20 protein-coding genes and 3 pseudogenes are annotated in these 25120 nt (G+C 54.7%); 9 read left to right on the top strand and 14 right to left on the bottom strand.

Annotation, left to right across the window (positions count from 1 at the left end):
* Nucleotide 1: 1 nt before the first annotated feature.
* From zwf to FQ192_RS23870, 3 genes are all read right to left on the bottom strand, one after another.
* Nucleotides 2-1408, bottom strand: coding sequence for a glucose-6-phosphate dehydrogenase (gene zwf / locus FQ192_RS23880; RefSeq protein ID WP_149660754.1), 1407 nt, complete (start codon nucleotides 1406-1408; stop codon nucleotides 2-4).
* Nucleotides 1405-2445: a phosphogluconate dehydrogenase (NAD(+)-dependent, decarboxylating) gene (gene gnd, locus FQ192_RS23875; RefSeq protein ID WP_149660753.1), complete on the bottom strand. Its 1041-nt coding sequence runs from the start codon at nucleotides 2443-2445 to the stop codon at nucleotides 1405-1407. Before gnd ends, zwf begins: the two co-directional genes overlap by 4 nt.
* 229 nt (nucleotides 2446-2674) lie before the next feature.
* Nucleotides 2675-3001 carry a cation:proton antiporter gene (locus FQ192_RS23870; RefSeq protein ID WP_256672353.1) on the bottom strand — a complete coding sequence of 109 codons (327 nt, stop codon included), beginning with the start codon at nucleotides 2999-3001 and terminating at the stop codon, nucleotides 2675-2677.
* Between the two features lie 76 nt (nucleotides 3002-3077).
* On the opposite strand from FQ192_RS23870, the gene FQ192_RS23865 reads away from it, so the two are divergent.
* Nucleotides 3078-4325, top strand: a complete 1248-nt coding sequence (locus FQ192_RS23865; RefSeq protein ID WP_101206713.1) for a sodium:proton antiporter — start codon at nucleotides 3078-3080, stop codon at nucleotides 4323-4325.
* A 158-nt stretch (nucleotides 4326-4483) separates the two neighbouring features.
* Here the strand turns inward: FQ192_RS23865 and FQ192_RS23860 are convergent, their stop codons facing one another.
* Nucleotides 4484-5821, bottom strand: a complete 1338-nt coding sequence (locus FQ192_RS23860; protein ID WP_149660752.1) for a DUF2254 domain-containing protein — start codon at nucleotides 5819-5821, stop codon at nucleotides 4484-4486.
* A gap of 58 nt (nucleotides 5822-5879) precedes the next feature.
* Nucleotides 5880-6398, bottom strand: coding sequence for a peroxiredoxin (locus tag FQ192_RS23855; RefSeq protein WP_149660751.1), 519 nt, complete (start codon nucleotides 6396-6398; stop codon nucleotides 5880-5882).
* A gap of 369 nt (nucleotides 6399-6767) precedes the next feature.
* Here FQ192_RS23855 and FQ192_RS23850 point away from each other — a divergent pair, with 369 nt between their 5' ends.
* From FQ192_RS23850 to FQ192_RS23840, 3 genes and pseudogenes are all read left to right on the top strand, one after another.
* On the top strand, nucleotides 6768-7085 hold the full coding sequence (locus FQ192_RS23850) for a hypothetical protein (RefSeq protein WP_101206710.1): 318 nt from the start codon (nucleotides 6768-6770) through the stop codon (nucleotides 7083-7085).
* A 41-nt stretch (nucleotides 7086-7126) separates the two neighbouring features.
* A pseudogene (locus FQ192_RS23845) lies at nucleotides 7127-8199 on the top strand (IS256 family transposase); the annotation flags it as partial.
* Between the two features lie 122 nt (nucleotides 8200-8321).
* Nucleotides 8322-8510, top strand: coding sequence for an AbrB/MazE/SpoVT family DNA-binding domain-containing protein (locus tag FQ192_RS23840; protein ID WP_149660750.1), 189 nt, complete (start codon nucleotides 8322-8324; stop codon nucleotides 8508-8510).
* A gap of 300 nt (nucleotides 8511-8810) precedes the next feature.
* Here the strand turns inward: FQ192_RS23840 and FQ192_RS23835 are convergent.
* Nucleotides 8811-9709: pseudogene (locus FQ192_RS23835) on the bottom strand (DNA-binding protein).
* Nucleotides 9710-9787: 78 nt separating this feature from the next.
* On the opposite strand from FQ192_RS23835, the gene FQ192_RS23830 reads away from it, so the two are divergent.
* Nucleotides 9788-10888, top strand: coding sequence for a tyrosine-type recombinase/integrase (locus tag FQ192_RS23830; RefSeq protein WP_256672352.1), 1101 nt, complete (start codon nucleotides 9788-9790; stop codon nucleotides 10886-10888).
* On the opposite strand, the pseudogene FQ192_RS23825 reads toward FQ192_RS23830, so the two are convergent.
* Nucleotides 10835-11692 (bottom strand): annotated as a pseudogene (locus FQ192_RS23825) (IS5 family transposase). The gene FQ192_RS23830 and the pseudogene FQ192_RS23825 overlap by 54 nt on opposite strands.
* A gap of 307 nt (nucleotides 11693-11999) precedes the next feature.
* Between FQ192_RS23825 and FQ192_RS23820 the strand changes: the two are divergent.
* Nucleotides 12000-12977, top strand: a complete 978-nt coding sequence (locus FQ192_RS23820; RefSeq protein ID WP_149660749.1) for a hypothetical protein — start codon at nucleotides 12000-12002, stop codon at nucleotides 12975-12977.
* Between the two features lie 22 nt (nucleotides 12978-12999).
* Here FQ192_RS23820 and FQ192_RS23815 read toward each other — a convergent pair whose 3' ends face one another.
* The 7 genes from FQ192_RS23815 to FQ192_RS23785 form a co-directional block, all read right to left on the bottom strand.
* Nucleotides 13000-14040: a TniQ family protein gene (locus tag FQ192_RS23815; protein WP_256672363.1), complete on the bottom strand. Its 1041-nt coding sequence runs from the start codon at nucleotides 14038-14040 to the stop codon at nucleotides 13000-13002.
* Nucleotides 14041-14052: 12 nt separating this feature from the next.
* Entirely contained in the window at nucleotides 14053-14925 is an 873-nt protein-coding gene (locus FQ192_RS23810) for a TniB family NTP-binding protein (RefSeq protein WP_149660747.1), read from the bottom strand.
* An 8-nt stretch (nucleotides 14926-14933) separates the two neighbouring features.
* Entirely contained in the window at nucleotides 14934-16757 is a 1824-nt protein-coding gene (locus FQ192_RS23805; protein ID WP_149660746.1) for a Mu transposase C-terminal domain-containing protein, read from the bottom strand.
* A gap of 230 nt (nucleotides 16758-16987) precedes the next feature.
* Entirely contained in the window at nucleotides 16988-17494 is a 507-nt protein-coding gene (locus FQ192_RS23800) for a cupin domain-containing protein (protein WP_178129209.1), read from the bottom strand.
* Nucleotides 17495-17664: 170 nt separating this feature from the next.
* Complete coding sequence (locus FQ192_RS23795) at nucleotides 17665-18708, bottom strand: alpha-xenorhabdolysin family binary toxin subunit B (RefSeq protein ID WP_178129208.1); 1044 nt, start codon at nucleotides 18706-18708, stop codon at nucleotides 17665-17667.
* A 27-nt stretch (nucleotides 18709-18735) separates the two neighbouring features.
* On the bottom strand, nucleotides 18736-19935 hold the full coding sequence (locus tag FQ192_RS23790) for an alpha-xenorhabdolysin family binary toxin subunit A (RefSeq protein ID WP_149660743.1): 1200 nt from the start codon (nucleotides 19933-19935) through the stop codon (nucleotides 18736-18738).
* 201 nt (nucleotides 19936-20136) lie between these two features.
* Nucleotides 20137-21045: a helix-turn-helix domain-containing protein gene (locus FQ192_RS23785; RefSeq protein WP_149660742.1), complete on the bottom strand. Its 909-nt coding sequence runs from the start codon at nucleotides 21043-21045 to the stop codon at nucleotides 20137-20139.
* A 161-nt stretch (nucleotides 21046-21206) separates the two neighbouring features.
* Between FQ192_RS23785 and FQ192_RS23780 the strand changes: the two genes are divergently transcribed.
* From FQ192_RS23780 to FQ192_RS23770, 3 genes are all read left to right on the top strand, one after another.
* Nucleotides 21207-22565: a glutamine synthetase family protein gene (locus FQ192_RS23780; protein ID WP_149660741.1), complete on the top strand. Its 1359-nt coding sequence runs from the start codon at nucleotides 21207-21209 to the stop codon at nucleotides 22563-22565.
* A gap of 85 nt (nucleotides 22566-22650) precedes the next feature.
* Nucleotides 22651-23739 carry a polyamine ABC transporter substrate-binding protein gene (locus FQ192_RS23775; protein WP_149660740.1) on the top strand — a complete coding sequence of 363 codons (1089 nt, stop codon included), beginning with the start codon at nucleotides 22651-22653 and terminating at the stop codon, nucleotides 23737-23739.
* Entirely contained in the window at nucleotides 23736-25037 is a 1302-nt protein-coding gene (locus FQ192_RS23770) for an FAD-binding oxidoreductase (protein WP_149660739.1), read from the top strand. The genes FQ192_RS23775 and FQ192_RS23770 overlap by 4 nt, the downstream gene beginning before the upstream one ends.
* Nucleotides 25038-25120 lie beyond the last annotated feature (83 nt).

Raw genomic sequence — 25120 nt, 5'->3', positions numbered from 1 at the left:
TTCAGCTCGCCTTTTCGGGGTTGTGCCAGCCGCCATCAGCGGACATGAAAAGGTCCGCAGCTGGCGGGCCCCAGGAGCCCGCGACGTAGAGGTGGACCGGGGGGGGATCGACCAGCGCAGGGGCGACAACCGCCCAGGAGGATTCGATGGTGTCTTCATGGGCAAACAGCGCGCCGTCGCCGCTTATCGCGTCGCTCAACAGACGTTCATATGGGGACTGCTCGCCGGACTCCTCTTGAAGTAGCAAGAACTCTCGCTGCACGCCGACAAACTCCTTGCCGGTCCGTTTGACGCGAGCGGCGAGCGCGATTGTCGAATGTGGTGACAAATGGAAGCGTAAATAGTTGGCACCCTCGCCCATCGAGGCGTCGCAAAAAAGGTTCTGCGGCGGCGGCTTGAAGCGCACCACCACTTCACAGGCGGAGATCGGCAGGCACTTGCCTGAGCGGAGGTACCAGGGAACCCCGCCCCAGCGCCAGGAATCGATATAAAGGCGCAGGGCGCAGAAAGTTTCGACATCAGAGTCGCTTGCGACCTGCGGCTCGTCGCGGTAGCCCTGGTACTGCCCACGGAGGATGTCGTCGGCGCCCAGTGGCCGCATCGCAGAGAAAACATCGGTTTTATGACGGTGCACGGCCTCGAAATTGCGGCTTGCTGGCGGTTCCATCGCCAACAGCGCGACAATCTGGAACAGATGGTTTTGCATCACATCACGCAGGCACCCCGCGCTTTCATAGAATGCGCCGCGGCCGTCGACACCAAAATGCTCGGCCAGTGTTATCTGCACACTCGCGATGTGGTTGCGATTCCAGATTGGTTCAAATAAGGCGTTGGCGAAACGCAAGTAAAGGATGTTCATGATCGCTTCCTTGCCCAGGAAGTGATCAATGCGAAAGATCGCGTTTTCGGGGAACGCATCCCGTGCAATCTGGTTGAGGTCACGCGCCGAAGCAAGATCGCGGCCGAACGGTTTTTCGACGATGACTCGCCCACCATCGGCCAATCCGGCGGCCTCGAGGCCGCGGATGACCGTGGGAAAAAGTGCGGGAGGGATTGCGAGGTAGAACGCTGGGTGCCGCGCGCCTAGCAGGGCGAGGCGCAGCGCATCGAAGGTGGTCGCGTCTTCGTAGTCGCCGCAGACATATTGCAGCGCCGACAAGAGGCTGGTCAGCACAGTCGGATCGACTTCGCCGCAAATGTGCTCGATGCTTTCGCGGGCTCGCGTACGCAGTTGCTCGACACTCCATTTTGACGAGGCAACGCCGATTACCGGCATCTTGAGTGCACCGCGTTGGCACATCGCGTAAAGCGCAGGGAAGATCTTTTTATGCGCCAGGTCGCCGGTGGCACCGAAAACGACCAATACATCGGCGGACGGCATGTGCGAATCGGTGAGGTCGGAGTTCATTTCAGGTCTCCGCCGGCGGGATCCTGAAGGGACTTCTCGACATGGCCGCCGAACTCATGACGCATGGCTGACTGCACGCGGTTGGCGAAATCGGCATCGCCGCGCGAGCCGAAGCGGGCATACAAAGCCGCGCTCAAAACCGGTGCAGGCACGGCTTCGTCGATGGCCGCTTGCACCGTCCAGCGTCCTTCACCGGAATCCGATATACGGCCTTCATAACCGCCTAGCGTGGGGTCAGCCGCTAGAGCCGCGGCGGTGAGATCCAGTAGCCATGAACCGATCACACTGCCGCGCCGCCAGACTTCCGCAATCTTCGGCAGGTCCATCTCGTATTGATAGTGAGTGGGGCAACGCAACGGCGTCGTCTCCGCATCGACGGTGTGCTCGCGCGAGCCGACATTCGCGTGGCGCAGGATATTCAGCCCTTCGGCATAGGCGGCCATTACGCCGTACTCGATCCCGTTGTGCACCATCTTGACGAAGTGACCTGCACCATGCGGCCCACAGTGCAGCCAACCCTGATCAGCGCTGCTATGGCACGCGTCGCGGCCAGGTGTCGCCGCCGCGGTGCCGGCCCCAGGAGCCAGCGTGGCGAAAACCGGTGCGAGATGCTGCACCGGCTCCTTGCCGCCACCGATCATCAAGCAATAACCGCGATCAAGGCCTGCCACTCCTCCGCTGGTACCGACGTCCACATGGGCAATATTCAACGCCGCCAGAGCCTCAGCACGGCGCAGGTCGTCGTGGTAGTGCGAGTTGCCGCCATCAATGATGATGTCGCCCGGTTGCAGCAGAGGCGTCAGTTGTTCGAGCAGTGTATCGACGGCCGCAGCCGGCACCATAAGCCAGACCGCACGCGGCGGCGTCAATAATTCGACAAACTGTTGCAACGACGTGGAGCCCGTGCTGCCGAGCGCTACGAGGCGTGCGATGCCTTCCGGGGCTTGGTCGTGGACCACGCAGTCATGGCCGCCGCGAAGCAGGCGGGTCACCATGCTGGCGCCCATACGACCGAGTCCTATCATGCCGATTTGCATCTTCATGCTCCTCTGCGTTGCAGCTGCGCGATCACTGCGTATTCGCGGCGATGAGTGGCCATGGGGACGGCAGAGAAGCGACACGCCACATCATCCAGCGTCCATTCCGTACCGCGAGGTCTGTGGTATATGGATGTACCTCAATGCGGTTGAGTTGGCGACGCACGCAATAGTTCAAATCGAACGGAAACCAATCCCGAGAGCCTCCATGGGGATTACGGGTTGACCTTCATCCTTTGCCGCATGGATTCACTCGCTTGACCAATATACCTATGGACATACCTTGGATCAGTATGGAAAACACCACGACAAGATAAGTTAGGGAAACCACCAAATCGCGAGCTTCGCCGCGCGGCAACGACAACGCCAGTGCCACCGATATGCCGCCGCGAAGGCCACCCCAGGTCAGCACACTCCAGGACTTTTGGGTAACCGAGCGCGCCGCCCGATGACCACAATCGGAACCCCACCCGTCAGCAAACGCGTCAACAACGTCACCAATATGACCAGTCAGGCTAAAAACGACGTGGCAGGACGCGGTTTGCCTACGCTTCATAGGCAGAGGATCTATCTGTCCGCTGGCAATTTCTTTCGGACGAAATAATTGCCCTTTGAAATGGAGTCATCAGGCCATGCTGGACACTATTGCGGCTTTCTTCTGCATCACAGCTGTGCTTGCCTTCCTCAACCGTCGTTATGTGGGGCTACCCTCCGCCATCGGCGTAATGGCTATTGCCTTGAGCTTGTCATTGATAAACATGGCATCCGACGCGCTGGGTTTCCACGCCTTGCACACATTGGAGCAATCGCTGGTCGAGTCCATCGATTTTTCCGAGTTGTTAATGCAAGGCATGTTGTCGCTGCTGCTATTTGCTGGTGCACTGCATATCGACTTGTCTGAGCTGCGTGCCTACAAATGGCAGATTGCATCTTTAGCAGTGATCGGGACCACACTATCGACCCTGCTCATAGGCTTCGGGCTCTGGGGATTGTTATCCCTGACCAGCTTGGAGTTGCCGCTTTCCTACTGTTTGGTGTTCGGTGCATTGATTTCCCCCACCGATCCAATTGCTGTAATGGGCATTCTCAAGTCAGCGGGCGCACCAAATAGTGTTGAATTGGTGATCTCGGGAGAGTCTCTGTTCAATGACGGCGTCAGCGTCGTCCTGTTTTCGCTAATTCTGGCGATCATCGCAAGCGGGGACATACCGTCAATCAGCAACGCATCGCAACTCTTATTGACAGAGGCGGGGGGAGGCATCCTTTTAGGCGCCGCCTTCGGTTACATCACTTATCGCATGCTCAAGAGCATCGACAGCTATCAGGAAGAAGTCCTCATTACCTTGGCTGCTGTGCTCGGCGGTTATGCCTTGGCGACGCACCTACATGTATCCGGACCGCTGGCGATGGTGGTAATGGGACTGATCATAGGTAATCAAGGGCGATCCCACGCGATGTCCGAACAGACCGAAAAAAATCTCGACATGTTCTGGGAGTTGATCGACGAAATCCTGAACGCCGTGTTGTTTGTGCTCATCGGCTTGGAGGTGGTTCTGATTCAGTTTTCCAGTCCACTGCTCGCTACGGGCATGATGGTCATAGCGTTGACTCTACTGTCTCGATTGCTGACAGTCGGGGCTCCGATTGCAGTATTAGGTCAACGCTTCAGGCTTCCCAAAGGCGCCTGGAGTGTAATGACCTGGGGAGGGCTGCGCGGCGGAATATCAGTGGCACTAGCATTGTCGCTGCCGCGAGGCGAAGCTCGCGATGTTGTGGTGGCCCTGACGTACCAGGTTGTGGCTTTTTCGATTCTGGTCCAGGGAATATCGGTTGGAAAATTGGTAGAGAAGGTGATTCCCTGCGATGTCGCAGAACGCTGATCGAATGATCAGCTCAATAAAACATGATGGTTCCCCACTCTACCAAATTGGTTGGCATCGCTCGCGACATGTTATTTGAACCGATGGTCTGACATCGCAGGAATGAAATATAAACTCGAAACACATCTGATCTATCTAAGACAAGACACATCGTTCGGTCAGCACCGAACCTCACGCAACCTTAGTGTTGTCGCTGTATAACGCATCTCCACGGCGCTCACGTCCTCCGGATCCGGCACTGCTTCTCGCGCCCCTTTGACGATCATGTTGACGTGACGCTGGAGACAGTCCGCGTCTTGCGAACAATGCACATGGTCAGCAATCTGGGCGATGGCATCGAGCATGCGGATAGCCACCGCCGGGTTCGACCGCCCGCTTTGCCTGATCTGGTTGAACGCAGTGTCCACGATGCCTGTAAACGTGGATCCTGGCGCGATCACCCGCAGTCGCCCTTCGCTGTCGAATCGTAGGGGGGACGGGATGTCCCGTCGGGCTAATCGACAGAGGGCCGATCCTAGTCGATCCACGCAGGCGACAGCTGTGAATGGGTCATTGATGCCCGGAGACAGCGCTCTCAAAGCAATCTCGACCAACTGCTGGAAGGAGAACTCCACATCCTGTGCAGCAGTTCGCTGGTTACCCAGTACGAAGGCGGCTTGCAGTTTGGCCGCCAAGGTTTCATTAACACGCTCAGCAGGCCAGACAATTAGCATCGCCCTGCTTTTAATGAGGTAATGCCCAGGCCGGCGCTCAAGCCGAATTAATAGATCTTCCTTGATGGCCAACGCCATCAGGACGTCAGCATCGATCAGTTGGAGATAGCCGTCATCAAGGGCTCTCACCACAGCAGCGTCGCCAGCGAACACTGCTGGCAGGTTAGCTTCGATTACGGGGTTTGAGGCTTCAGAACCGGGACTTCCAAAGTCGTCGGGAAACAAACTGTCGATCCCTCCGTTGAGTTCGCGGCCGACTCGCGCAACGACCTGATCTGCCTGGATCGAAACCGATATGTGGTGGATAAAATAGATCAGCACTCCAACACTGATAATCGCCAGCAGCACACCAATGCTGACGGAGAGATGAGGTACGAATGCCACCTCGTCCGCACGACGGATGGTTCGCAGGACGAGCAGACAGTACACAAACGTCGCAACAAAGGTGCCAAGCACCACTTGGTTAGCGGTGTCGCGCATGAAGTTGCGCATCAAAAGTGGGCCCAACTGTGACGAAGCAAGCGACAGCGCCACCAATGTCATCGAGAACACAGTCCCGGCAATGGCTATCATCGACCCCGCAACAGTGCTTAGCACCAAGCTCGCACCCTCGGCCCCACCTGAATAGCTCCAGCCAACTAGCTGCAACCAATCGTCAGTAACGGTTTTGTCGAGCGCCACGCAGGAGAAAGCCAAAGCTACGGCCAAGCATGCCATGGTTGTTGGTACAAACCAGAAACTAGACCGAAGACGATACCAATACTTCAGCAGCAAAGTTCTCAAGGTGTTTCTCCAATTCGCCAACCTCAAATGAGTGATGCTGCATCCAACAAAGTTCTCCCTACTTGATCGAGCGAAGAGCCTGTTTTATATCCATGAGCTTGGCATTGTTCGGCTTGCCCTCGACGCGGGCAAGAATGCTCCCTTGAGTGTTCAAAACAAATACGAATGCTTTGGCGCTACTGCTCGGGATGTTCAAAGCGGTCTCAAGGTTTGACTTACTCAAAATCCAGGTTTGGTCCTGATAGCGCGCCGGGATTTTTTCTTTCGCCCGGCCGATGGCATCTTCCTCGCTCATGAAAAACGGAAGGTCGATCGCAAGCACGTCAATGATACGAACCTCACTCTGGTTAACATTTTTACGCAGCGCCTCGGCCCATAGGCGGGTGTCCGTCGCAGCCTCTTTGCTTGGCGTAACTATCAGTATCGTCGGTTGGCCGATCAATTGGGCTGAACTGACTTTTTCGCCTGTCAGCACAGTCGCCGTAAAGTTTGGAATTGGGCTACTGGAGAGCTGGGACCAGGCGTAAACCGGGGCCAATAGCACAAGCGCAAATAAAATTGTGAAGGGCGTTTTCATTCTGAGTAATCCCAGAGATGGCTTATGGAGTTTCGATGTGTGCCTGTTGATGTTAGACGTGCTTGTGCGTTGGGGGGGCCACTGGCTGTACCGATTTGCATCGGGGGAGCATTTCACATCCAAGCGATAAATTCGTTGCAAACGCCTCCGTAGCTATAGGGTAGTAATCAAGTGAAAAGCCCTTACTGATCAACAGAAGCTAGACCTCCGGCTATCCTGACCGCAATCTACGTCACGCGCCCGTGATCTACAGCCATCAGGAGGGCCTTAAGATGGGCACGAAACGTCTCGTCCCTATAGACTGGTCAACCATCATATAGCCGGTGGTCGATCCACAGGTTGCCTCTTTCCCAGATAGGAAGCGCGGTAATGCCCTTTACCATCACCAATCCGTATCGTTTGCGGATAGAGTGCTTACGTAATGTGTCACCTGGTTGCGCTGATTTGGCGGGACGTATCACGGTGGCATTGCGAACAGAAATTTTGAACATCCCAACCGCCACTCTGATGCAGAGCCTATTCGATCACTTGGACGCGATTGCCGCGCAGCACAGCGGCAGTGTCACACGCCTTGGAATATGGATGTGTTCACTGGTCCATGCCCGAGTATTGCTGATCCACGAGGTAGAAATATTCCTATCTGATGCGACCGCTATTGGCGGTGCGTCCAGCTCTGAGTCGATATAAAAATAGCGTCCGCGTGTTTACGCCGGGCTCAAGGCTGGGGGATGGGGCACGACAAAAGCGCAGCGATCACTAACGCCGCTGCCAATGCGCGCAACGGTCACAGCGGTAAAACCCTGAAGGGCGACTTCGGTGAGCTGCCGCTGGACATCTCTCGCGACCGATAAGCGTCTTTCGAGCCGCAGTTGGTTGTCAAGCATCACACCCGCTGGACGGGCTTCGATGACAAAGTCATTTCGCTATACGCTCGCGGTTTGAGTGTCAGAGAAATTAACGCGCATTTGCAGGAAATATACGGCACCGACGTCTCTCCCAGCCTGATCTCGGCGATTACTGACGCGGTGAGTGACGAGGTCAGGCTCTGGCAGGCCCGCCCTTTGGACGCGCTGTACTCGATCCTCTACCTGGACTGCATTCACATCAAAGTCCGCGATGCCGGCGCCGTGCGCAACAAGGCGGTTTACCTGGCGATCGGCGTCAACATGGCCGGTCACAAAGACGTGCTGGGCTTGTGGGTCGCTCAAAATGAAGGCGCCAAATTCTGGCTGCAAGTGGTGACCGAACTCAAGAGTCGGGGCGTGCAGGACACCTTCATCGCCTGCGTGGACGGCCTAAAACTCTTCCCTGAGGCGATTGAAACGGTTTACCCGAAAGCCGTCGTTCAGCTGTGCATCGTTCACATGGTGCGCAACAGCTTGAACTTTGTGTCGTGGAGAACGTAGCGGGAAGTGGCGGCTGATCTAAAGCTGATTTATACCTCGACCCCGCTGACATGGCTGAACAACGGCTCTGCGAATTTGAAGCCAAATAGAACGCCGAGTACCAATCGATCAGCCTGTCGTGGCGTGGAAACTGGGCTCGGGTGATCCCGTTTTTTGACTATCCAGCCGAGATCCGCAAGGTGATCTACACCACCAATGCCATCGAATCGATCAACATGAGCCTGCGCAAAGTGATTAAAAACCGTGCGTCATTTCCGACCGATGAGGCGGTAATGAAGCTGTTTTATCTGGAGATTAACAACATCAGCAAGAAGTAGACAAAGCCGATCCGGGACTGGAAAGCGTCGTTGAATCGCTTCAGTATCCAGTTTAAAGATCGGCTATTAACGGTTTAATGGAAATCCCGTTTACACAAAATCTGGGACACCCTCTCGGCCGGCGCAATCACGCTTCAGCTGGCCAAGGCATTGCGAGCATAATGAATCGTTCATACCAAACCCAAATTGTGGATAACGTCATGATCGAAGTTCAGCGCTGGAACGTGAAATGCCAAGACCCTAAAGATGGAAGCGGCGACGTCATCGTTGACTTGCCTTCTGACCTACTCGTGAGCATGGGACTGATCATCGGTGACGAATTAACCATTGAGGTGGTCGACGGAGCAATTGTTTTGACCGCTAAGGCGAAAGATCAAACTACCCCCTGAATCACTACAATATCGATTTAAAAATTCGGTGAACAAGCAAAAACTGCGCCTATCAACGGTGAAGAAAGCTCGGTTGGGTTCGAGGAAAACCTATTGCGCCAGGCTTATTTGGGATATCCGCCGTTTTCTGTCTGTTGCCACCATCCAGCCGTGGATCGAATAATGCCCGACACCCGAAAGCGCTCGGTAATCTTTCGTCAATGGACCATCAAGTATCTGCGCCGCAAAGCGCCAACCAGTACTTACCTTCATGTGCGGCTCAATTACATTATTATACTGGCGCAATAACATCATCACCTATCAGGAATCACTCATCGGCACCTTATGTTTTGTTGCCCTCACTTTACGCTTGACGACAGGCGCCTGGCGCACCTGCACCAGTTGCTGATCCAATGTGTCGGCACGAGCTTGCTGCGCCACTGCCCGTTGCAGGCTTTGACTGGGTTCGACTTGGATCTATTCCAGCCGTCGTTGCAACTGCTCAAAGTGCCGAACTGTCTCTTTGAATTAGGTCGAAATCGCCTTAACCTCCTCCCTTGCGCGGTCGACATCTCGGTGCGCACGATCTTCGACTCCGCGAATGTAGCTCTCCTGGTCGACGCGCTCCTGCTCGGCCTTGAGCCACAGCGACTGTAGATACTACTGCAATATCTGGTTATTCATCTGAGCTTCGCGGCGCTCGTGCGCCAGATTTACACGCTGTTGTTGCAGGACCTCGATCTGCGTCTGGCGTTGGGACAACAGCGGCTCCAGATCTGCCATACGCAACTCCGCTACCTGATGCCCGGCCAAGGCCTGCCCCGCCTGCTGGCGAATCAACGCCGCATCTTGACGCTCCTGATCCTCTACCGCCGCAAGCCGTTCGCGTCGGTGTCCAGCACCTGGTGTTGCTTAACGATTGCCTGCTCGGCAACATCTGCGCCAAAAGAACTGCCTGCTGCCACACCCGAACAAAGGCCTGTGAGACGTCTCCCGGTAGTGCCGGCAGGCGGGTCTCGCCACTCAGGCGTTCGGAAAGGCGCGCCCACCATTGATCGAGCAAACCCCCAACCCGCGCCGGGCTGCCACGCCCCAACTCCAAGCGCACCCGTTCGACTGTCGGCCGTTCGCCGTTCGCCGTTCGCCGTTCGCCGTTCGCCGCGGGCCAATACCGGATCCGCCGCAGCAAACACCTCGATTTCCGGCACCCCTACTGCCATAGCCTAGCTCCGCGTATATTAGGTCTGATAATAGAATGTTATCCGACGTTATTTTCTTCGATGTGGATTAATAATACGTTGAGCGTACTAAATATTACAGATCAGCTGGCTCTGGTCGACGAAATGCCGCTTAACCCGCAATCCTTGGCGCTGCACGCCCAGGAAGCCGCGGCGGCGTTTATTGCCGCCGGCACTGCGGCCAATACCGTACGCAGCTATCGCAGCGCCCTCGCCTACTGGTCAGCCTGGTTGCAGCTGCGGTATGGGCACACGCAGGGCAGCACGCCGTTGCCTGCCGCGGTGGCGCTTCAGTTTGTACTGGATCACCTGGCGCGGCCGCTGGACGATGGCGGGTGGATGCACTTGTTACCGCCGACGATTGACGCCGCGCTGGTTGACGCGGGCATTAAGGCAAAGCCCGGCCCGCTGGCATTTAGCACTGTGAGCCACCGACTGGCGGTGCTCGGTAAATGGCACCGGATCAATGAGTGGGACAGCCCATGCGAGGCGCCAGCGCTGAAGACACTGCTGCGCGAGGCACGCAAAGCCCAGTCGCGACAAGGCGTGTCGGTGCGCAAGAAAAGCGCGATGGTGCTCGAGCCATTGCAGGCGTTGCTGGCTACCTGCGACGACGGCGTGCGCGGCGTTCGTGACCGCGCCCTGCTCTTGCTGGCTTGGAGCGGTGGCGGTCGACGGCGTTCGGAAGTGGTGGGCCTGCAAATGGGTGATGTGCGCCCATTGGATGCCGACACCTGGCTGTATGCCTTGGGCGTCACTAAGACCGACACCGGCGGCACGCGCCGCGAGAAACCCCTACGCTGCCCGGCGGCGCACGCCCTCGCCGCCTGGCTGGCCGCGGCGCCAGCCACAGAGGGCCCACTGTTTCGCCGCCTGTATAAAGGCGGCAAGGTTGGTACCGGCGTGTTGTCGGGCGACCAGGTAGCGCGCATCGTGCAGCGCCGTGCGAAACTCGCCGGACTTGAAGGAAATTGGGCGGCACACAGCTTGCGTTCAGGCTTTGTGACTGAGGCTGGGCGGCAGGGCGTGCCGCTGGGAGAGGTCATGGCCATGACCGAACATCGAAGTGTGACCTCGGTGATGGGTTACTTTGAAGCTGACGCACTGCTAGGCACTGTACGAAAAGTACTGTCTCAAACACCGCATGGCGCAAGCCAGTGAGACCATCGCCGCATAACTTTTCGCGAGCTTGTCGAAGCGCGTAACGATGCGGCGGTTCTCCTTCAGCCAGCCGAACATGCGCTCAATGATGTTGCGCTGTCGGTATTTGGGGCGATCAAACAGTCTCGGTAATCCCGGCTTGGGTTTGCGCTTCATCGTGCGCAGCGGGATGACCGGTTGCATCCGATAGCGGTCGCAGTAGCGCCGCGCCGCAACGCTTCGGCGTCATAGCCTTTGTCGGCCAGCAACCATCGGCAGCGTTTGCGAGGGCGTCCTCGCAAACTTGGGATATAAGCGTTATCCAGCAGCGGCTGTGCATAGGCAATGTCGCTGGCTTGCCCACCGGACAGTAGAAAGTTCAGCGGTACGCCATTGGCATCGCACAGCATGTGAATCTTCGTCGTCAGGCCGCCCCGGCTTCGTCCGAGGGCATGGTCTTGCGGTTCTTCAGGCCCCCTTTTTTCCCAGCACCAGAAGAGGCCCGGGTTGCGCGTACCGCCGTGGAATCGATCATCCAGGTCTCCAGATCAACTAACCCTTGCTCGTTCAATCTAATGTGAAGCCGCTTAAGCATCTGGTCGAATGTCCCGCGATTGCGCCAGTCACGAAAGCGCTGATACACCGTCGACCATGGGCCGAAGCGCTCGGGCATGTCGCGCCAGGCAGCGCCGAGCAGAGCACCCAGAGCACGCCGTTGAGCATCAGCCGATCATCTGCTCGTGGGCGTCCGTTTCGGCGGGGTTCACTGAAAATGTCTGCAACCAAATCCCAGGCTGCGTCGGGAAGTTCGTACCGTTTGGCCATCGTGGGCTCCTGCCTTTGATGGACGCGGACTTTACTGAGTCCCGACGATTGCTGGGTTCAAATGAGTTTCAGCTGATTTCGTACAGAGCCTAAACAGCCAAGCAACAAGGCTCCTTCCGTAAGGGCATCAGCACCACCATCAGTTCCACTGAAGGATGAATACAGCACGGACTACCCTCATGGCAACTTAGGCAAATACTGACATGACCTGAGCGCGCATCCGAGGTGAGTCCGTACCGTGCTCCCCCCCGCTCAAACTCGTCGAGTTTGACATGCACTTGATAGTGGCTACGATTTAAGAGAAATCTTGGATGAGCTAACAAGTATGAACGGCGATAGAGGTGATAAATCAAGCTCTGAACAGACCTTCATAAACGAGGTATTTCTTAATGAGCGCCAAGGGCCCAAGGGCAAACCTTCTCACTCGGCATATTCCAGCCTCAATACGGTCAGATCCTACAAAAATGCCATAGATCACTATCGCTTCACCTATGGGAAGCAGCTGCCTACCTCCGCAGCGTCAATCATAGAATACTTGTCGGTATCGAGAGATTCGTTCTCGCCTGGCACGCTTCAAATCCACTTGTCTGCTCTCTCTGACTGGCATAGCAACCAAGGCTTCGCGGACCCCACCAAGGATGAGGCCGTCCGTGAGTTCATGGACCACATCAAAAGAACCAGCGATCACGTTCCCTGTCGCCGCCAGGCGGTGACGTTTAATGACCTAACAATAATGGACGATTGTCTTGATGAGGATGCACACGATGAGCATAGCGAATTGTTCCTCCCTTCCACCGGCGAACAATTACGGTCAATACGTGACCGAGTGATCCTGCTCCTGGGTTATTGGTGCTCGCTTTCAGCCAAGCAGATCGTCGGCTTGGAGATAAACGACCTGGAGATCTCAAAAGCCCGAGGTATGCTGATCAATCTTTCACCCTCCACTAATCATCGAGCTAAAATGTTGGTTCCCTATCTGAAGCATCATTGCCCAGTGAAAGCGACCGAAGAGTGGATAGCCGCGATATTTTCTAATGGGGGTCCTCTATTGCGTCCAATAAATAGGTGGGGAGAGATCAAGAATGAGAAACTTCATTCGCAATCAATTAATCTTATTCTTGATACGGTTGCGAATAACGCAGGAGTGATCGCTCGGATCACTAGTACAGGTTTAAGTAATGGATTAACTGCTAACGAAGAGGCTGGAAGCTGGGACCGAGAATCGATTCTCGCGCATGTAGGGTGGCAGGGTTACCCAAGCCGGCATGTAATGTCTATACGTTAGAGCGCTGAGCTCGCCGCAAGCATCATGAATCGAGGGAAAATTTTCGGCATAGCATACGAAGCTCAATCGGGTATCTTGATATACGCTTGAAAAACCAGCTTTTAATTCCCAGTTCGGGGACGCCAGCGAGTGCTGCATATAACAGCCCTTTATCCCCAGGAACTAACATACCCATTTCGGCAAATAACTGACTTGCACGCAACCAGCGTGCTTGTGATCCAGGCAGCTCTAGTAAAAAAGCGCTCAAAGCCATCGCTAACAAACGTGGGTAAGGCTCGACCACCTGTGCAATCCCAGACAAGGCCACCGAAGCATCGCCAGATAGCTGGCGAGGAATTGAGAAATTTCGTCCTGTGATTTTTTTTACTAACTGATAGCAAAAGGGGGCGGCCTCTATCCTTCGCACATGACTTCGCAGCATTACGCTCATCAAATCATAGATGAGAGCCAATTCAGCGCTCGCTATAGATGGCTTGTACATGGTTAGCTGTTGAATTCTCAACTGCATTATAAAAGCAAGACCATCGATTTCATTAGCTAATACTTTAACTGTCCTGTCGATAGGTAACACTGATGAAAGAGGATACTCGTTGGACTGGCGGCTGTGCGGATTTAGATACGCATTCTCAATCAAAAACTTGCAAGCTTTTTCGGCCCGGTATTTCGTGCTGTCAACACGATGCTCTGTACCCAACGAACACAATGTACACCGGTGCTTGACACAAATTACATACCATCCCAATGACCATTGTTCTCGCCAAACGGCAGTTTTCTTCGTTTTAAGGTCATCTTTCACACAAGCAGGGCAGAAATTAATCCGTTCCAATGATGGAATAAGCATAAAGGAAGTCGCGGGCATCTTATGTAAGCTTAGATCTGGAGGGATATAAGGCAACATCGAAACTAAACAACCGAAATCTTGATCGGAATAATAGTCTGCGTCGCTATTGGCCCGAGCGTCCAAGTACTCTCGTATGCCGCAAGAAAATTGGCTTTCCCCTCCAAGAGACGCGTAAAATAACCGTCTTTCTAACCAAGAGGATATAGTTTCATCGCCGAGCATCTCATTCACTGCCTAGTCCTTCCTCGCTACCGGCATCTCCCGCCCTTTTTTTATTAAGTCCAGATCAATTTCCTCGCGCCCTTCAAGCACTGCCCACGAGGCCGCGTTACAAAGCATCTTCACAATGGTATCAAGTACCCCATCTGATTCGCTCACTAAGTATTTGACGATCGCTGGCTTACCCACATCAGAGGGCGACTTCAGAGGAAATGTCATGGTGTAGGTCGCTATGAAAGATCTTAGTACTTGCTCATCCCGCCAAGGCGTCAATTCAATTCTAGAAAATCGTCTTGCAAATTGTCGATCTGAATTGATTGCCTCATTGCATTCATGAGTACCAATCGCAATGACTATAAGGTAGTAAGGAGCACCCGATAGCTCCTTAATAAGCTTCATATTTCGGCCTAGATCAGATCGATTGGCGTGCAGCATATCGTTGACTTCATCCAATGCAACGCCCCTAATATCCCTGGAAACGATCGCCGCGGAAAGTTTCTCATCGTCTATTCGACTATTCCTATACATGTTGCCCGTAACCGCACCAATAAGGTCATCACTAAAAATTCGATGGCCTGCGGCATGCTTCGCCCTGATAGTCATGGACGCCAGCGTAGCGCCAGAGTTACGTCCGAAACCATACAAACTCAATATTCTTTGATAAAGAGCACTTTTGCCCATCCCTCCCCCAGAATGGACCAACAAGCAAGGTGATTGGTGCTTTACAGGTAGCTGCAACATGTATTTCACATGCCCTAAGATTTTTGCAGCGAGTGGGTATTCAACCCAAATATCTTCGTTAATTGCCCGGATGCGCACAGCTTCCTCAGCATCGACAATACTCCGACGACTTGGGATGACATGCGAATAGTGCTCCAACTCGCTCATTTAACACCTCATGTGTCCACCGGAAATATGCGGGGTGGGGAGTCGTACTCATCATCGTCAATGTTCACGGTAGCAGTAGGCATTTCGACTGCCCCAGCGACACGGTCAAAACCAATTGCATTTTCTCGATGCTCTCTTATTTTTTTTGCTTGCTTGGTTAACGCCTTTGAATTTTCGACCAGTGCTCTATTTTTTTGTATCATTAAAAAAACCTCATCAGAGGTTACCTTGGCCATACCCGGCCTATCTCTTTTAACTTCCCTTTTTGCCGCTCGATACTCTTCAATACTCACGTCAGGGCGGGTAATGTCGCTGTACGGTACTTGTATATAGCGCTCCCCCGTAGGGTTAACCCATATATGTCGCAGTGAATTGGGATTATATTTGACCGAGTATTTTTTACTCGATATGCACGAGGCTAATGAGGGCGACCAATACGTGATATTCCAAAGTTCGATGCCTTGGCGCGATATCACTCGCTTTTCCTCCGGTAGAAAGTCAATAAAGAAGTCTTGCGGATTCGCGAGCAAGGCCGGATGAGACAGCTTTCCACTCTCTGCTGTCCAGTCTTCAATCCATTTTTCATGGGGCGTCATGCCGCCCAACATGCGATGCTCACTGTGGTGGTACGACTGAATCGCTCGCGCGAACCATAATCTGAACTCGGAAAATGTAAGACAGGCTTGCCCTTCACTGTCATAGTCCCCCTTTAACACCACATTGGAAAGTGTTGTTCCAGGAAGAAAGTGAATATAGCTCATGGCTAAAGTGCCATTCAAGCGCTCAATATGCCCTCCCCACCAAGGTTTACCAATTGGCCGCCAAACTAAATGTATATTATTTTTTTTTGCGGCAATCCTAAAAAACTGCGACTTAAACTCCTTGGCATTATCCATGGCAATTTCTTCTGGCTTTCCGTAATACGGATACTTAATATCTTCATCCCCAAGCGCTTCAATCCACTTTCCTTTAGGAAATACGGCGTGACTGATTGCCATTGCAACATTATAAGATCCCGGAGCATTTAGTGATAAATAGTAACCAGGCACGACTCGGTTATGCACATCAATAATCAACGTGGCCCAAGGGCGACATAATGGCTTGCGGGTTTTTTCATCCACGATGATGCAATCTATAACACAGTGATCCATCTGCCACTTTGCGAGTGGCCTTGGTGAATTGTTATGCTTGGGCCGAGCTGAGTACTTATCATTCGCTCGCTTGACTCCTATACGCAACTTCGCCAACGTTGATTCGGGGCGCTCTTTCAATCTTTTTTGAACGGTTCCGTAGGAGGGGGGAGACACACCAGCCGCCCGACACATTTCTTCGGCCCTTAGATGAACTCCCTTTATTGTACTGCCGGGGCCGTTCCATTCGTGCTCGATAGCGGAATTTATGATACCCTCTATATTGTGAGCGATAAATTTCGAACCTGCCTTCCTCCCTTTTTTGGATCTTAAAAGGCTACTTGGCCCCTCCTCCTCGTTATAATTTTGTACGAGTACATACACACGAGACTCGCTCAACGATAGAGTTGCTTGCAGTTTCGCGAATGTTTCATGCTTTTCAGCATGCTGCAAATATTCTTTAATCGCACGATACCGAAACTCAGCTAATTCCCACTCGACCCATGATGCTCCCGACAAATCTTTTGTTGGCTCCTCAATTGATGGAGAACTTAAAGAAATCAGCTCAATCTTCGATAGGTCAGCCTCAGCAAAAAGATGTTCCGCCTCGCAGTACAGCTGAACTGAGGTTTCCGTAAGGGACGCTACGTAGCTCCACACCTTCCCCTCATAGAGAAACCTGTCGTTTTGTTGAATTTTCATGGCGGATTCGAATATTATCTAAATACAATAATTCAAGCAGAATGCCATTTAAATGCAAAAAAAAGATCATTTTTCGGATAGACGTCACATGCGCGCAAAAAGATAATTCTAAAAATCAACGAGATACAAATTCTTGACATTAAGTGTTTACGACATGACCACGCCAGGTCCTTCACGTGTAAATACTTCTGACCGACTTGAAGCACTCGATCTCGATCACCTGCACCGCATTACCCCTGCGTCATTTTCTCGATCAGCGCCGTATGCTCGGGAAACTGCGCCGTGAGTTTCTGGCGGTCGCTCATTTCCATATCCGCGTAATCGAATCCAGGCGAAACCGCTTCACTGATCAGACCGTAACCCGCAGGTCCGTCGATAATCCGCGAAGCCTTCCAGATACCGCCGGGTACGTGCAACTGCAAACACTGACCCGCAACAACGTCGCCGCCCATCACCACAGTTTGCAATGTGCCGTCCGGGAAAATCAGGCTGTACTGGATTGCATCGCCCAGATGGTAGTAATGCACGATGTCGGATTGGTTGAAGTGAAAATAGCCAATGGGCGAATTCCGAGTCAGCAAGTAATAGATGGAGGTCATCAAATAGCGCTGGCCGCGCTCGGTCTCGACCATGGGGTGGCGATCCGATTGAAAGGTTCTGCGGTAATAACCGCCTTCAACGTGTTCTTCCAATTCGAGAGCGTTGATCAGTTCCTTGGCATTGGGTTGGCTGTGCATCTTCCTGTGTCCTTCTTCCATAATGGTGCTGATATAAAAGTATTTTTTATAACTAAACTAAACGGTCATTTAGCATAGTTATTATTTTATAGCATATATGCGCGAACACCCTACTCTACACAGCGCCAATTAAAGTGCGGTCAATCCGTAGGATAAACCGCACGTCTGTATCAATGAATCATGATGCTGTTGTAGTCAGTGCTTAACGTCGCTAGATGAGATTTGTATCGATTCAGGAATCTCGACAACTCAGCCTGGGTGTAATCCATCCGTTTCAGATTATCCAGATTCAGCGAAAACCCCAACCATACACCCGCCACAGTAATGATTTCCTCACCGACTGTTCTGCGTTGACGGCTTACTTCCACGATGGCGTTGATGTCGGATAAGGCATCCTCGGCCGTCTGAAGCTCTCTGTTCAATCCATCCTTCAACTGAGAGAGGCTCTGAATCTCCTTGTCCAGATTGTTCCGTGAGGTCGCCAGTTCACTGTACTTGATGCTGTCAGACACAACGCCCAGCACCTTTCTGACCAGTTCAATCCCCTGCTTCACCGCTTCTTTTTTCGGATTCTCCATGTCCAGGCCGTCAAGCGCTTCACCGTCTGGGATGTAGTTTTTATACATGTCCGCCAGGTTGAACTCGCGAATCACGTCCTGCGCCTTGATCAGCGTGTCTCGCTGGTGCTCGGCTTTCGCTTTGCTCAGGCTGTGATCATTCAACTCCTCCAGGATTCTGGCTTTGCGCGCCCTGGCCACTTTCAGCGGTTCATCCGCACGCTCATCTATTTCAACCCTGTAAAGGCTGCGTACTTCGTTCTCGAGAAACCGGGAGCGGTCGGTAAACTTGGCTTCAACGCCTTCCAGCATCGCCTCGATGTTGCGTTTGATGTTCACGACTTCCTCGCCGACCATTTCTCGATCTTGCGCCGTCAGATCATTCCTGGCCAAAGCGTCGTTCAACTCGGCGAGGGCATCAAAGTAGCTCTGGCCGGTGGCGCCATTCAGCGCGGTCAGCAATACCGGGAAAGATTCACGCATGGTTTTATCGATGTTGTTCAGATACGCGGAAACCCGCAGCGCCCTCTCCTGCAATACGTCGGACCGGTTCTGTCGGAAGCTGGCCAGCCTCGAAATATCGCGAATGGTTTGAATGATTTTTTTAACGTCGATGTCGGGAATACGCGGATTATCGATCGGTGTCACATTAGTCATGGCAGTCATCCTTTGGTCGCCGGGCAATCAATTAAAGTTCTTTTTGTATTCTTCCAGGGCTTCATTAAATACAGCCACCAACTCACCTGCGGTGTTTTTCACATCGCGCCACGGGTCGATGACCATCGCGAATTCCGCGACAAATGAGGTCAGGCGCAAGGCATCGTTGATCCGTGCGAATTGTTCGGCGGATGCATCGATCTTGCTCAGAATGGTTTGCCACATCGTGTTGAGGATATTGAGTGCCGCTTCAGCGCCGGCCATGCGGATGCCGATATCGCCAAAGTTCGACAGGGAGCTCTCCATGGCGCTTTGCAATCCTTCCTTGCCACTGACGGACAGTTCCAACTCATCAACTTCGCTCTTCAGCGCATTGCGCTCTTTGCGGGCGGCTTCGGCTTTCGGACCAAAGATCGAGCCGGAAATCGGCCAGAAAATCGGCAAGCCACCGGAAAACGACATACCGACGTAATAGTCGTAGTCCTTATCCAACTGGGTGATCCGGTCTTTTTTGGTCCGGATGGCTTCTTTGGAACTGGCGATGGATTCGAGCAGACTGTTGCGTTCCATCAGGTCGTACTTGGCCTTGACCTCGGACTGCAAGCCAAAGGCTCGCTTGCCGGTGGACAATTCGCCACCGGCCAGTTCGATCTTGAAGTTGGATATACGGTCTTTCAGCTCTTTGGTTGCGCCCTGCTGGCGCTTGATGTCGGCCTTCATCAACTCGATGATTTCAGTCACCGCTGACGCGACTTCACCGTCATCCGAGGTATATCGGATACCTTCCAGTTCATCTTTGCTCCGTTGACCCAAGGTGGTCCGGACCCGGTCCATGATCGGCATTTCCTTGATCACGGAAATGATCTCGCCACCACTGCTGACAATGTTTTTAGCCGCCGAACTCAAGTCGATGCTTTGCTGGATGATCTTGTTTTCGACCGCATCCCAACTGGCGGCGTGTATGCGGATTTTCTTGAATAGCACCTGGATATCACTGGGTTCCAGCCCGGGGATATCGAGCCTGGTGTATTTCAGGTACGACTCGACTTCCGGCAGTTCGCTCGGCAGTGACAAACCTTTCTTCACATACTGTTTTATTTTGATGACATCTTCTTTGGTAAATACCCCGGCACTGCGAGCCACACCCGGATATTCACCCGAGATCAGATGCAGTACAGCTTTGGGAAGATCATTACTGCTTTCTGAATCTTTCAACACAACAGACATACGTTTGCCTCGGTTCATTGATGTCGATAGCGACGAACAGAAGCTAGATGACCGTGGTGCCTCGTCAAATAAAAGGAATGCTTGGCGGAAGCTCTAACTACTTGATGCGCAAAGAAATAGATTCGAAAGTCGATCGGCCCCGAAACATCGAGCTACATATGCAGGATGCGTCCTACAGGCAATTACTAGTTGCCGGCTTAGTTACACTCGACTGCCACGCTTGAGCGTCTCACTCGGCAACTCTTTGAACAGCGCGTAATAACTGCTGGAAAACCTCCCCAAATGCCAGAACGACCAATGCATCGCCACTTCGGCGACCGTGGTCTGCATCGCTGTGCGGCTGAGTAATTCGCGATGCGCACTATTGAGCCGGCGCAAGCGCAACCAATGGGTCGGTGTCATCCCGGTAAAGGCCTTGAACGCATGCTGTAACTGACGCAGCGAAACCCCCGCGACCTGGGAAAGCTCGAGCAAGTTGAGGGTTTCTTCCGGCGCATCGGCGGCCCATTCGCCGACGCGCTTCATGATCGTTCGCTCCTCGGTCCGCCGCTGCAACCCGCCCTGATCCAGGCGCACGCAGGCGTTGTCGAGGATGTACAGGCAGTCTTCCAGCAGTTGCAGGGTCAAGGCTTCGCGACTGGGCGGGTCCAGGGTTTGTGCCAATCGGGTCAAGGTCCCGCTTAACCAGCGGCTGAACAGCGCGTTCTGCTGGCAATTGAGCGGCGACATGAACAGCCCTTCCAGCCGTGTCACATTCAAGCCATGGCGCTGCACGAACTCAGGACCGAACACCACGGCGATCTCCTGATAGTTCTCCGGGGTGATCCAGATGTTGCGACTTTCGCCATTCAGCACGTACAGCGAGTTGTCACTGCGATCAAAACAGAACGCCAGTGACCCCTGCGGCGCACTGAAATTCTGCTCGACCCGGGTGTTCATGTGTTCTTCGTAAATCTCTACGCCTTGCAGGTCCAGATAACGCACCAGCCCGGCGAAATGCCCCGGCGACATCTGCTGGTAATGCTGCACCCAACCCGGTGTGGCGCGGATTTGCTCGGCGACATCGGCGGTATTGAACGCTTGGACTTGTAACGGATTGCACACTGTCATGGGTGACCTTACGCACTCGTTTGGTGCGTTTTGGTGCTGCTTAAAGTGGATAGATGGAACCGCAAGGCTCGCCCAAGATAGTCGTCAACGCGCTTCAGGGGAAGTGTCTGTCGGATGCGACCGCCCTCCCCGGCGTTACCAAAACCAATAACGAGGTCTTTATGAATGTCCCTTTCGATCAGCTGTTCACGTGGCTGAAAGATCACAAGATTACTGAGGTCGAGTGTGTGGTCAGCGACTTGACCGGCATCGCTCGCGGCAAGATTGCACCCACCAACAAGTTCCTGCATGAGCGAGGCATGCGCCTGCCGGAAAGTGTGCTTCTGCAAACAGTAACCGGGGATTTTGTCGACGACGACATCTACTACGACCTGCTCGACCCGGCCGATATCGACATGGTCTGTAAACCCGTGGCCGACGCGGTGTATGTGATTCCATGGGCCATCGAGCCGACCGCCATCGTGATCCACGACACCTTCGACAAGTTCGGCAACCCGATCGAACTGTCGCCGCGCAACGTGCTGAAGAAAGTCTTGCAGCTGTACACCGACAAGGGCTGGAAGCCAATTGTCGCGCCGGAAATGGAGTTCTACCTGACCCAGCGCTGTGAAGATCCGGACTTGCCGCTCAAGGCACCCCTGGGCCGTTCCGGCCGAGCGGAAAGTGGCCGGCAGTCGTTCTCCATCGATGCCGCCAACGAATTCGATCCGTTGTTCGAAGACGTCTACGACTGGTGCGAACTCCAGGGCCTGGACCTCGACACGCTGATCCACGAAGACGGCCCGGCGCAGATGGAAATCAACTTCCGCCACGGCGATGCCCTCGACCTGGCCGACCAGATCACCGTGTTCAAACGCACCCTGCGCGAAGCGGCGCTCAAGCACAACGTGACCGCGACCTTCATGGCCAAGCCGATTGGCGACGAGCCGGGCAGCGCCATGCATTTGCACCAGAGCGTGGTCGACATCGTCACCGGTCAGCCGATCTTCGCTGATGCCGACGGCAAGATGAGCGAGTTGTTCCTGCACCACATCGGCGGCCTGCAAAAGTACATCCCGAAAGTGCTGCCGATGTTCGCGCCCAACGTGAACTCGTTCCGCCGCTTTCTGCCGGACACCTCGGCACCGGTGAACGTTGAATGGGGCGAAGAAAACCGCACCGTCGGCCTGCGTGTGCCGACCTCCACCCCGGACGCCATGCGCGTGGAAAACCGTTTGCCGGGCGCCGATGCCAACCCGTACCTGGCGATTGCCGCGAGCCTGTTGTGCGGTTACCTCGGCATGGTCGAGAAGATCGAGCCGAGCGCTGCGGTGCAGGGGCGTGCCTATGAACGTCGCAACCTGCGCCTGCCGATCACCATCGAAGACGCCCTGAGCCAGATGGAAGAATGCGAAACCGTCGGGCGTTACCTGGGCAGCAAATTCGTGCGCGGGTATGTCGCCGTGAAACGCGCCGAACATGAAAACTTCAAGCGCGTGATCAGTTCCTGGGAGCGGGAGTTTCTGCTGCTGAGCGTCTAATCCGGCAAAGGGACGCAGAGCGTTCCGGGCTGCATTCCCACGCAGAGCGTGGGAACGATCATCCAACAACAAAAAGAGGTGTCGAATGCGTCTATTGAAATCCGTGGTTCCGGTCGCGCTGGCGATCCTGTTCAGTGCCGGTGCCCCGGCTCAGCCACAGGTCAGCGTCTACAACTGGACCGATTACATCGGCGAAACCACCCTCGCCGACTTCCAGGGCAAAACCGGGATCAAGGTGATCTACGACGTATTCGATTCCAACGAAACCCTGGAAGGCAAATTGCTCGCCGGCCGCACCGGGTATGACGTAGTGGTGCCGTCCAACCACTTTCTCGCGCGCCAGGTGAAGGCCGGGGCGTTCCTCAAACTGGACCGCTCGCAACTGCCCAACTTCAAGAACCTCGACCCGAAACTGCTGACGCTGTTGGAGAAAAACGATCCCGAGAACGCGCATTCGGTGCCGTACCTGTGGGGCACCAACGGCATCGGCTACAACGTCGACAAGGTCAAGCAAGTGCTGGGCATCGACCATATCGATTCCTGGGCCGTGCTGTTCGAGCCGGAGAACATCAAGAAACTCAGCCAGTGCGGCGTATCGATGATGGACTCGGCGGATGAAGTGTTCCCGGCGGTGCTCAACTACATGGGCATGGACCCACGCAGCGAAAACCCCGAGGACTTCAAAAAAGCTGAAGCCAAGCTCATGAGCATTCGGCCGTACATCACCTATTTCCATTCGTCGAAATACGTTTCCGACCTGGCCAACGGCGACATCTGCGTGGCGTTCGGTTACTCCGGCGACGTGTTCCAGGCCGCCAATCGGGCCAAGGAAGCGAAGAACGGCGTGAACATCGCCTATGCCATTCCAAAGGAAGGCAGCAACTTGTGGTTTGACCTGCTGGCGATTCCCGCCGACGCCGCCAACACCAAAGAAGCCCTCGCCTTCATCAATTACCTGCTGGACCCGCAAGTGATCGCCAAGGTCAGCGCCTCGGTGGGTTACGCCAACCCGAACCCGGCCGCCAAGCAGTACATGGACGAGGCGTTGGTGAACAACCCTGAGGTCTATCCTTCCCAGGCGGTGCTCGACAAGCTCTACATTTCTACCACCCCGCCCCAGGCGATCATGCGTTTGATGACCCGTTCCTGGAGCAAAGTGAAGTCCAACAAATGAATCAGTACAGCCACGAACACGCCCATTCCTATTACGCCGCCACGGCGAAGCGCCTGGCGCCCTACCCCACGTTGGCCTCGGACCTTGACGCCGATGTCTGCGTGATCGGCGGCGGGTTCACGGGTGTCAACACCGCCATCGAACTGGCGCAACGCGGGCTGTCGGTGATCCTGCTGGAGGCCCGGCGCATTGGCTGGGGCGCCAGCGGGCGCAACGGCGGGCAGTTGATTCGCGGCATCGGCCATGATGTCAGCGGGTTTGCCCGCTATGTCGGTGCAGAAGGCGTGCGTTACATGGAGCAGGCCGGGGTTGAATCCGTGGCGCTGGTGGGCAACCGCATCCGCGAACACGGGATCGACTGCGACCTGCGCTGGGGCTTCTGTGAACTGGCGAACACGGCGGCGCAGTTTGCGGCGTTCAAGGTTGAGCAAGAAGGTCTCATCGAACAGGGTTACGCCCATGAGACCCGACTGATCGGGCCGGAACAGATTCGCCAGCAAGTGGTGAATTCCGGGGTGTATGCCGGTGGCTTGATCGACATGGGCTCCGGGCATCTGCACCCGCTCAACCTGGTATTGGGCGAAGCGAGTCTGGCCGTGTCCCTCGGCGTGCGGATCTTCGAGCAAAGTCCGGTGCTGGAGTTGATCCATGGCAGCACCGTGCAGGTTCGTTGTGCCGGCGGCACGATCCGCGCCGGCAGCGTGGTGCTCGGTTGCAATGCGCACCTCGAAGAACTCGAACCGAAACTCAGCGGCAAGGTGCTGCCGGCGGGCAGCTACATCATCGCCACCGAACCGTTGTCAGAAGAGGTCGCCGCGCAGTTGATCCCGCAGAACCTGGCGCTGTGCGACCAGAAAGTCGGCCTGGATTACTACCGGCTCTCGGCGGACCGGCGCTTGCTGTTCGGCGGCGCCTGTCACTACTCCGGGCGCGATCCTTCGGACATCGCCGCTTACATGCGCCCGGCCATGCTCAAGGTGTTCCCGCAACTGGCCAGCGTGCGCATTGACTATCAATGGGGCGGCAAGATCGGCATCTCGGCCAACCGTTTTCCCCAGGTCGGCCGCTTGAGCCATTACCCGAACGTGTTCTACGCCCAGGGTTATTCCGGCCATGGCCTGAACGTGACCCACTGGTGCGCCAAGCTGCTGGGTGAAGCGATCCACGCCGGCCACAGCAAAGGCTTCGATGTGTTCGGCGCCGTGCCGCACATGACCTTCCCCGGCGGCCGCGCCTTGCGCTCACCGCTGCTGGCGCTGGGCATGTTCTGGTATCGCTTGCGCGAGATGCTTGGCTGACACCTTCTTCTTGGTGAAAACCCGATCTTGTAGGAGCGAGGCTTGCCCGCGAAGGCGATCTTACGGACGCCTTCGCGGGCAAG

Origin of the sequence: Pseudomonas sp. ANT_J12 (genome assembly GCF_008370045.1) — a bacterium.
Classification (GTDB): domain Bacteria; phylum Pseudomonadota; class Gammaproteobacteria; order Pseudomonadales; family Pseudomonadaceae; genus Aquipseudomonas.
This window is presented reverse-complemented; position numbering and strand designations above follow the sequence as displayed.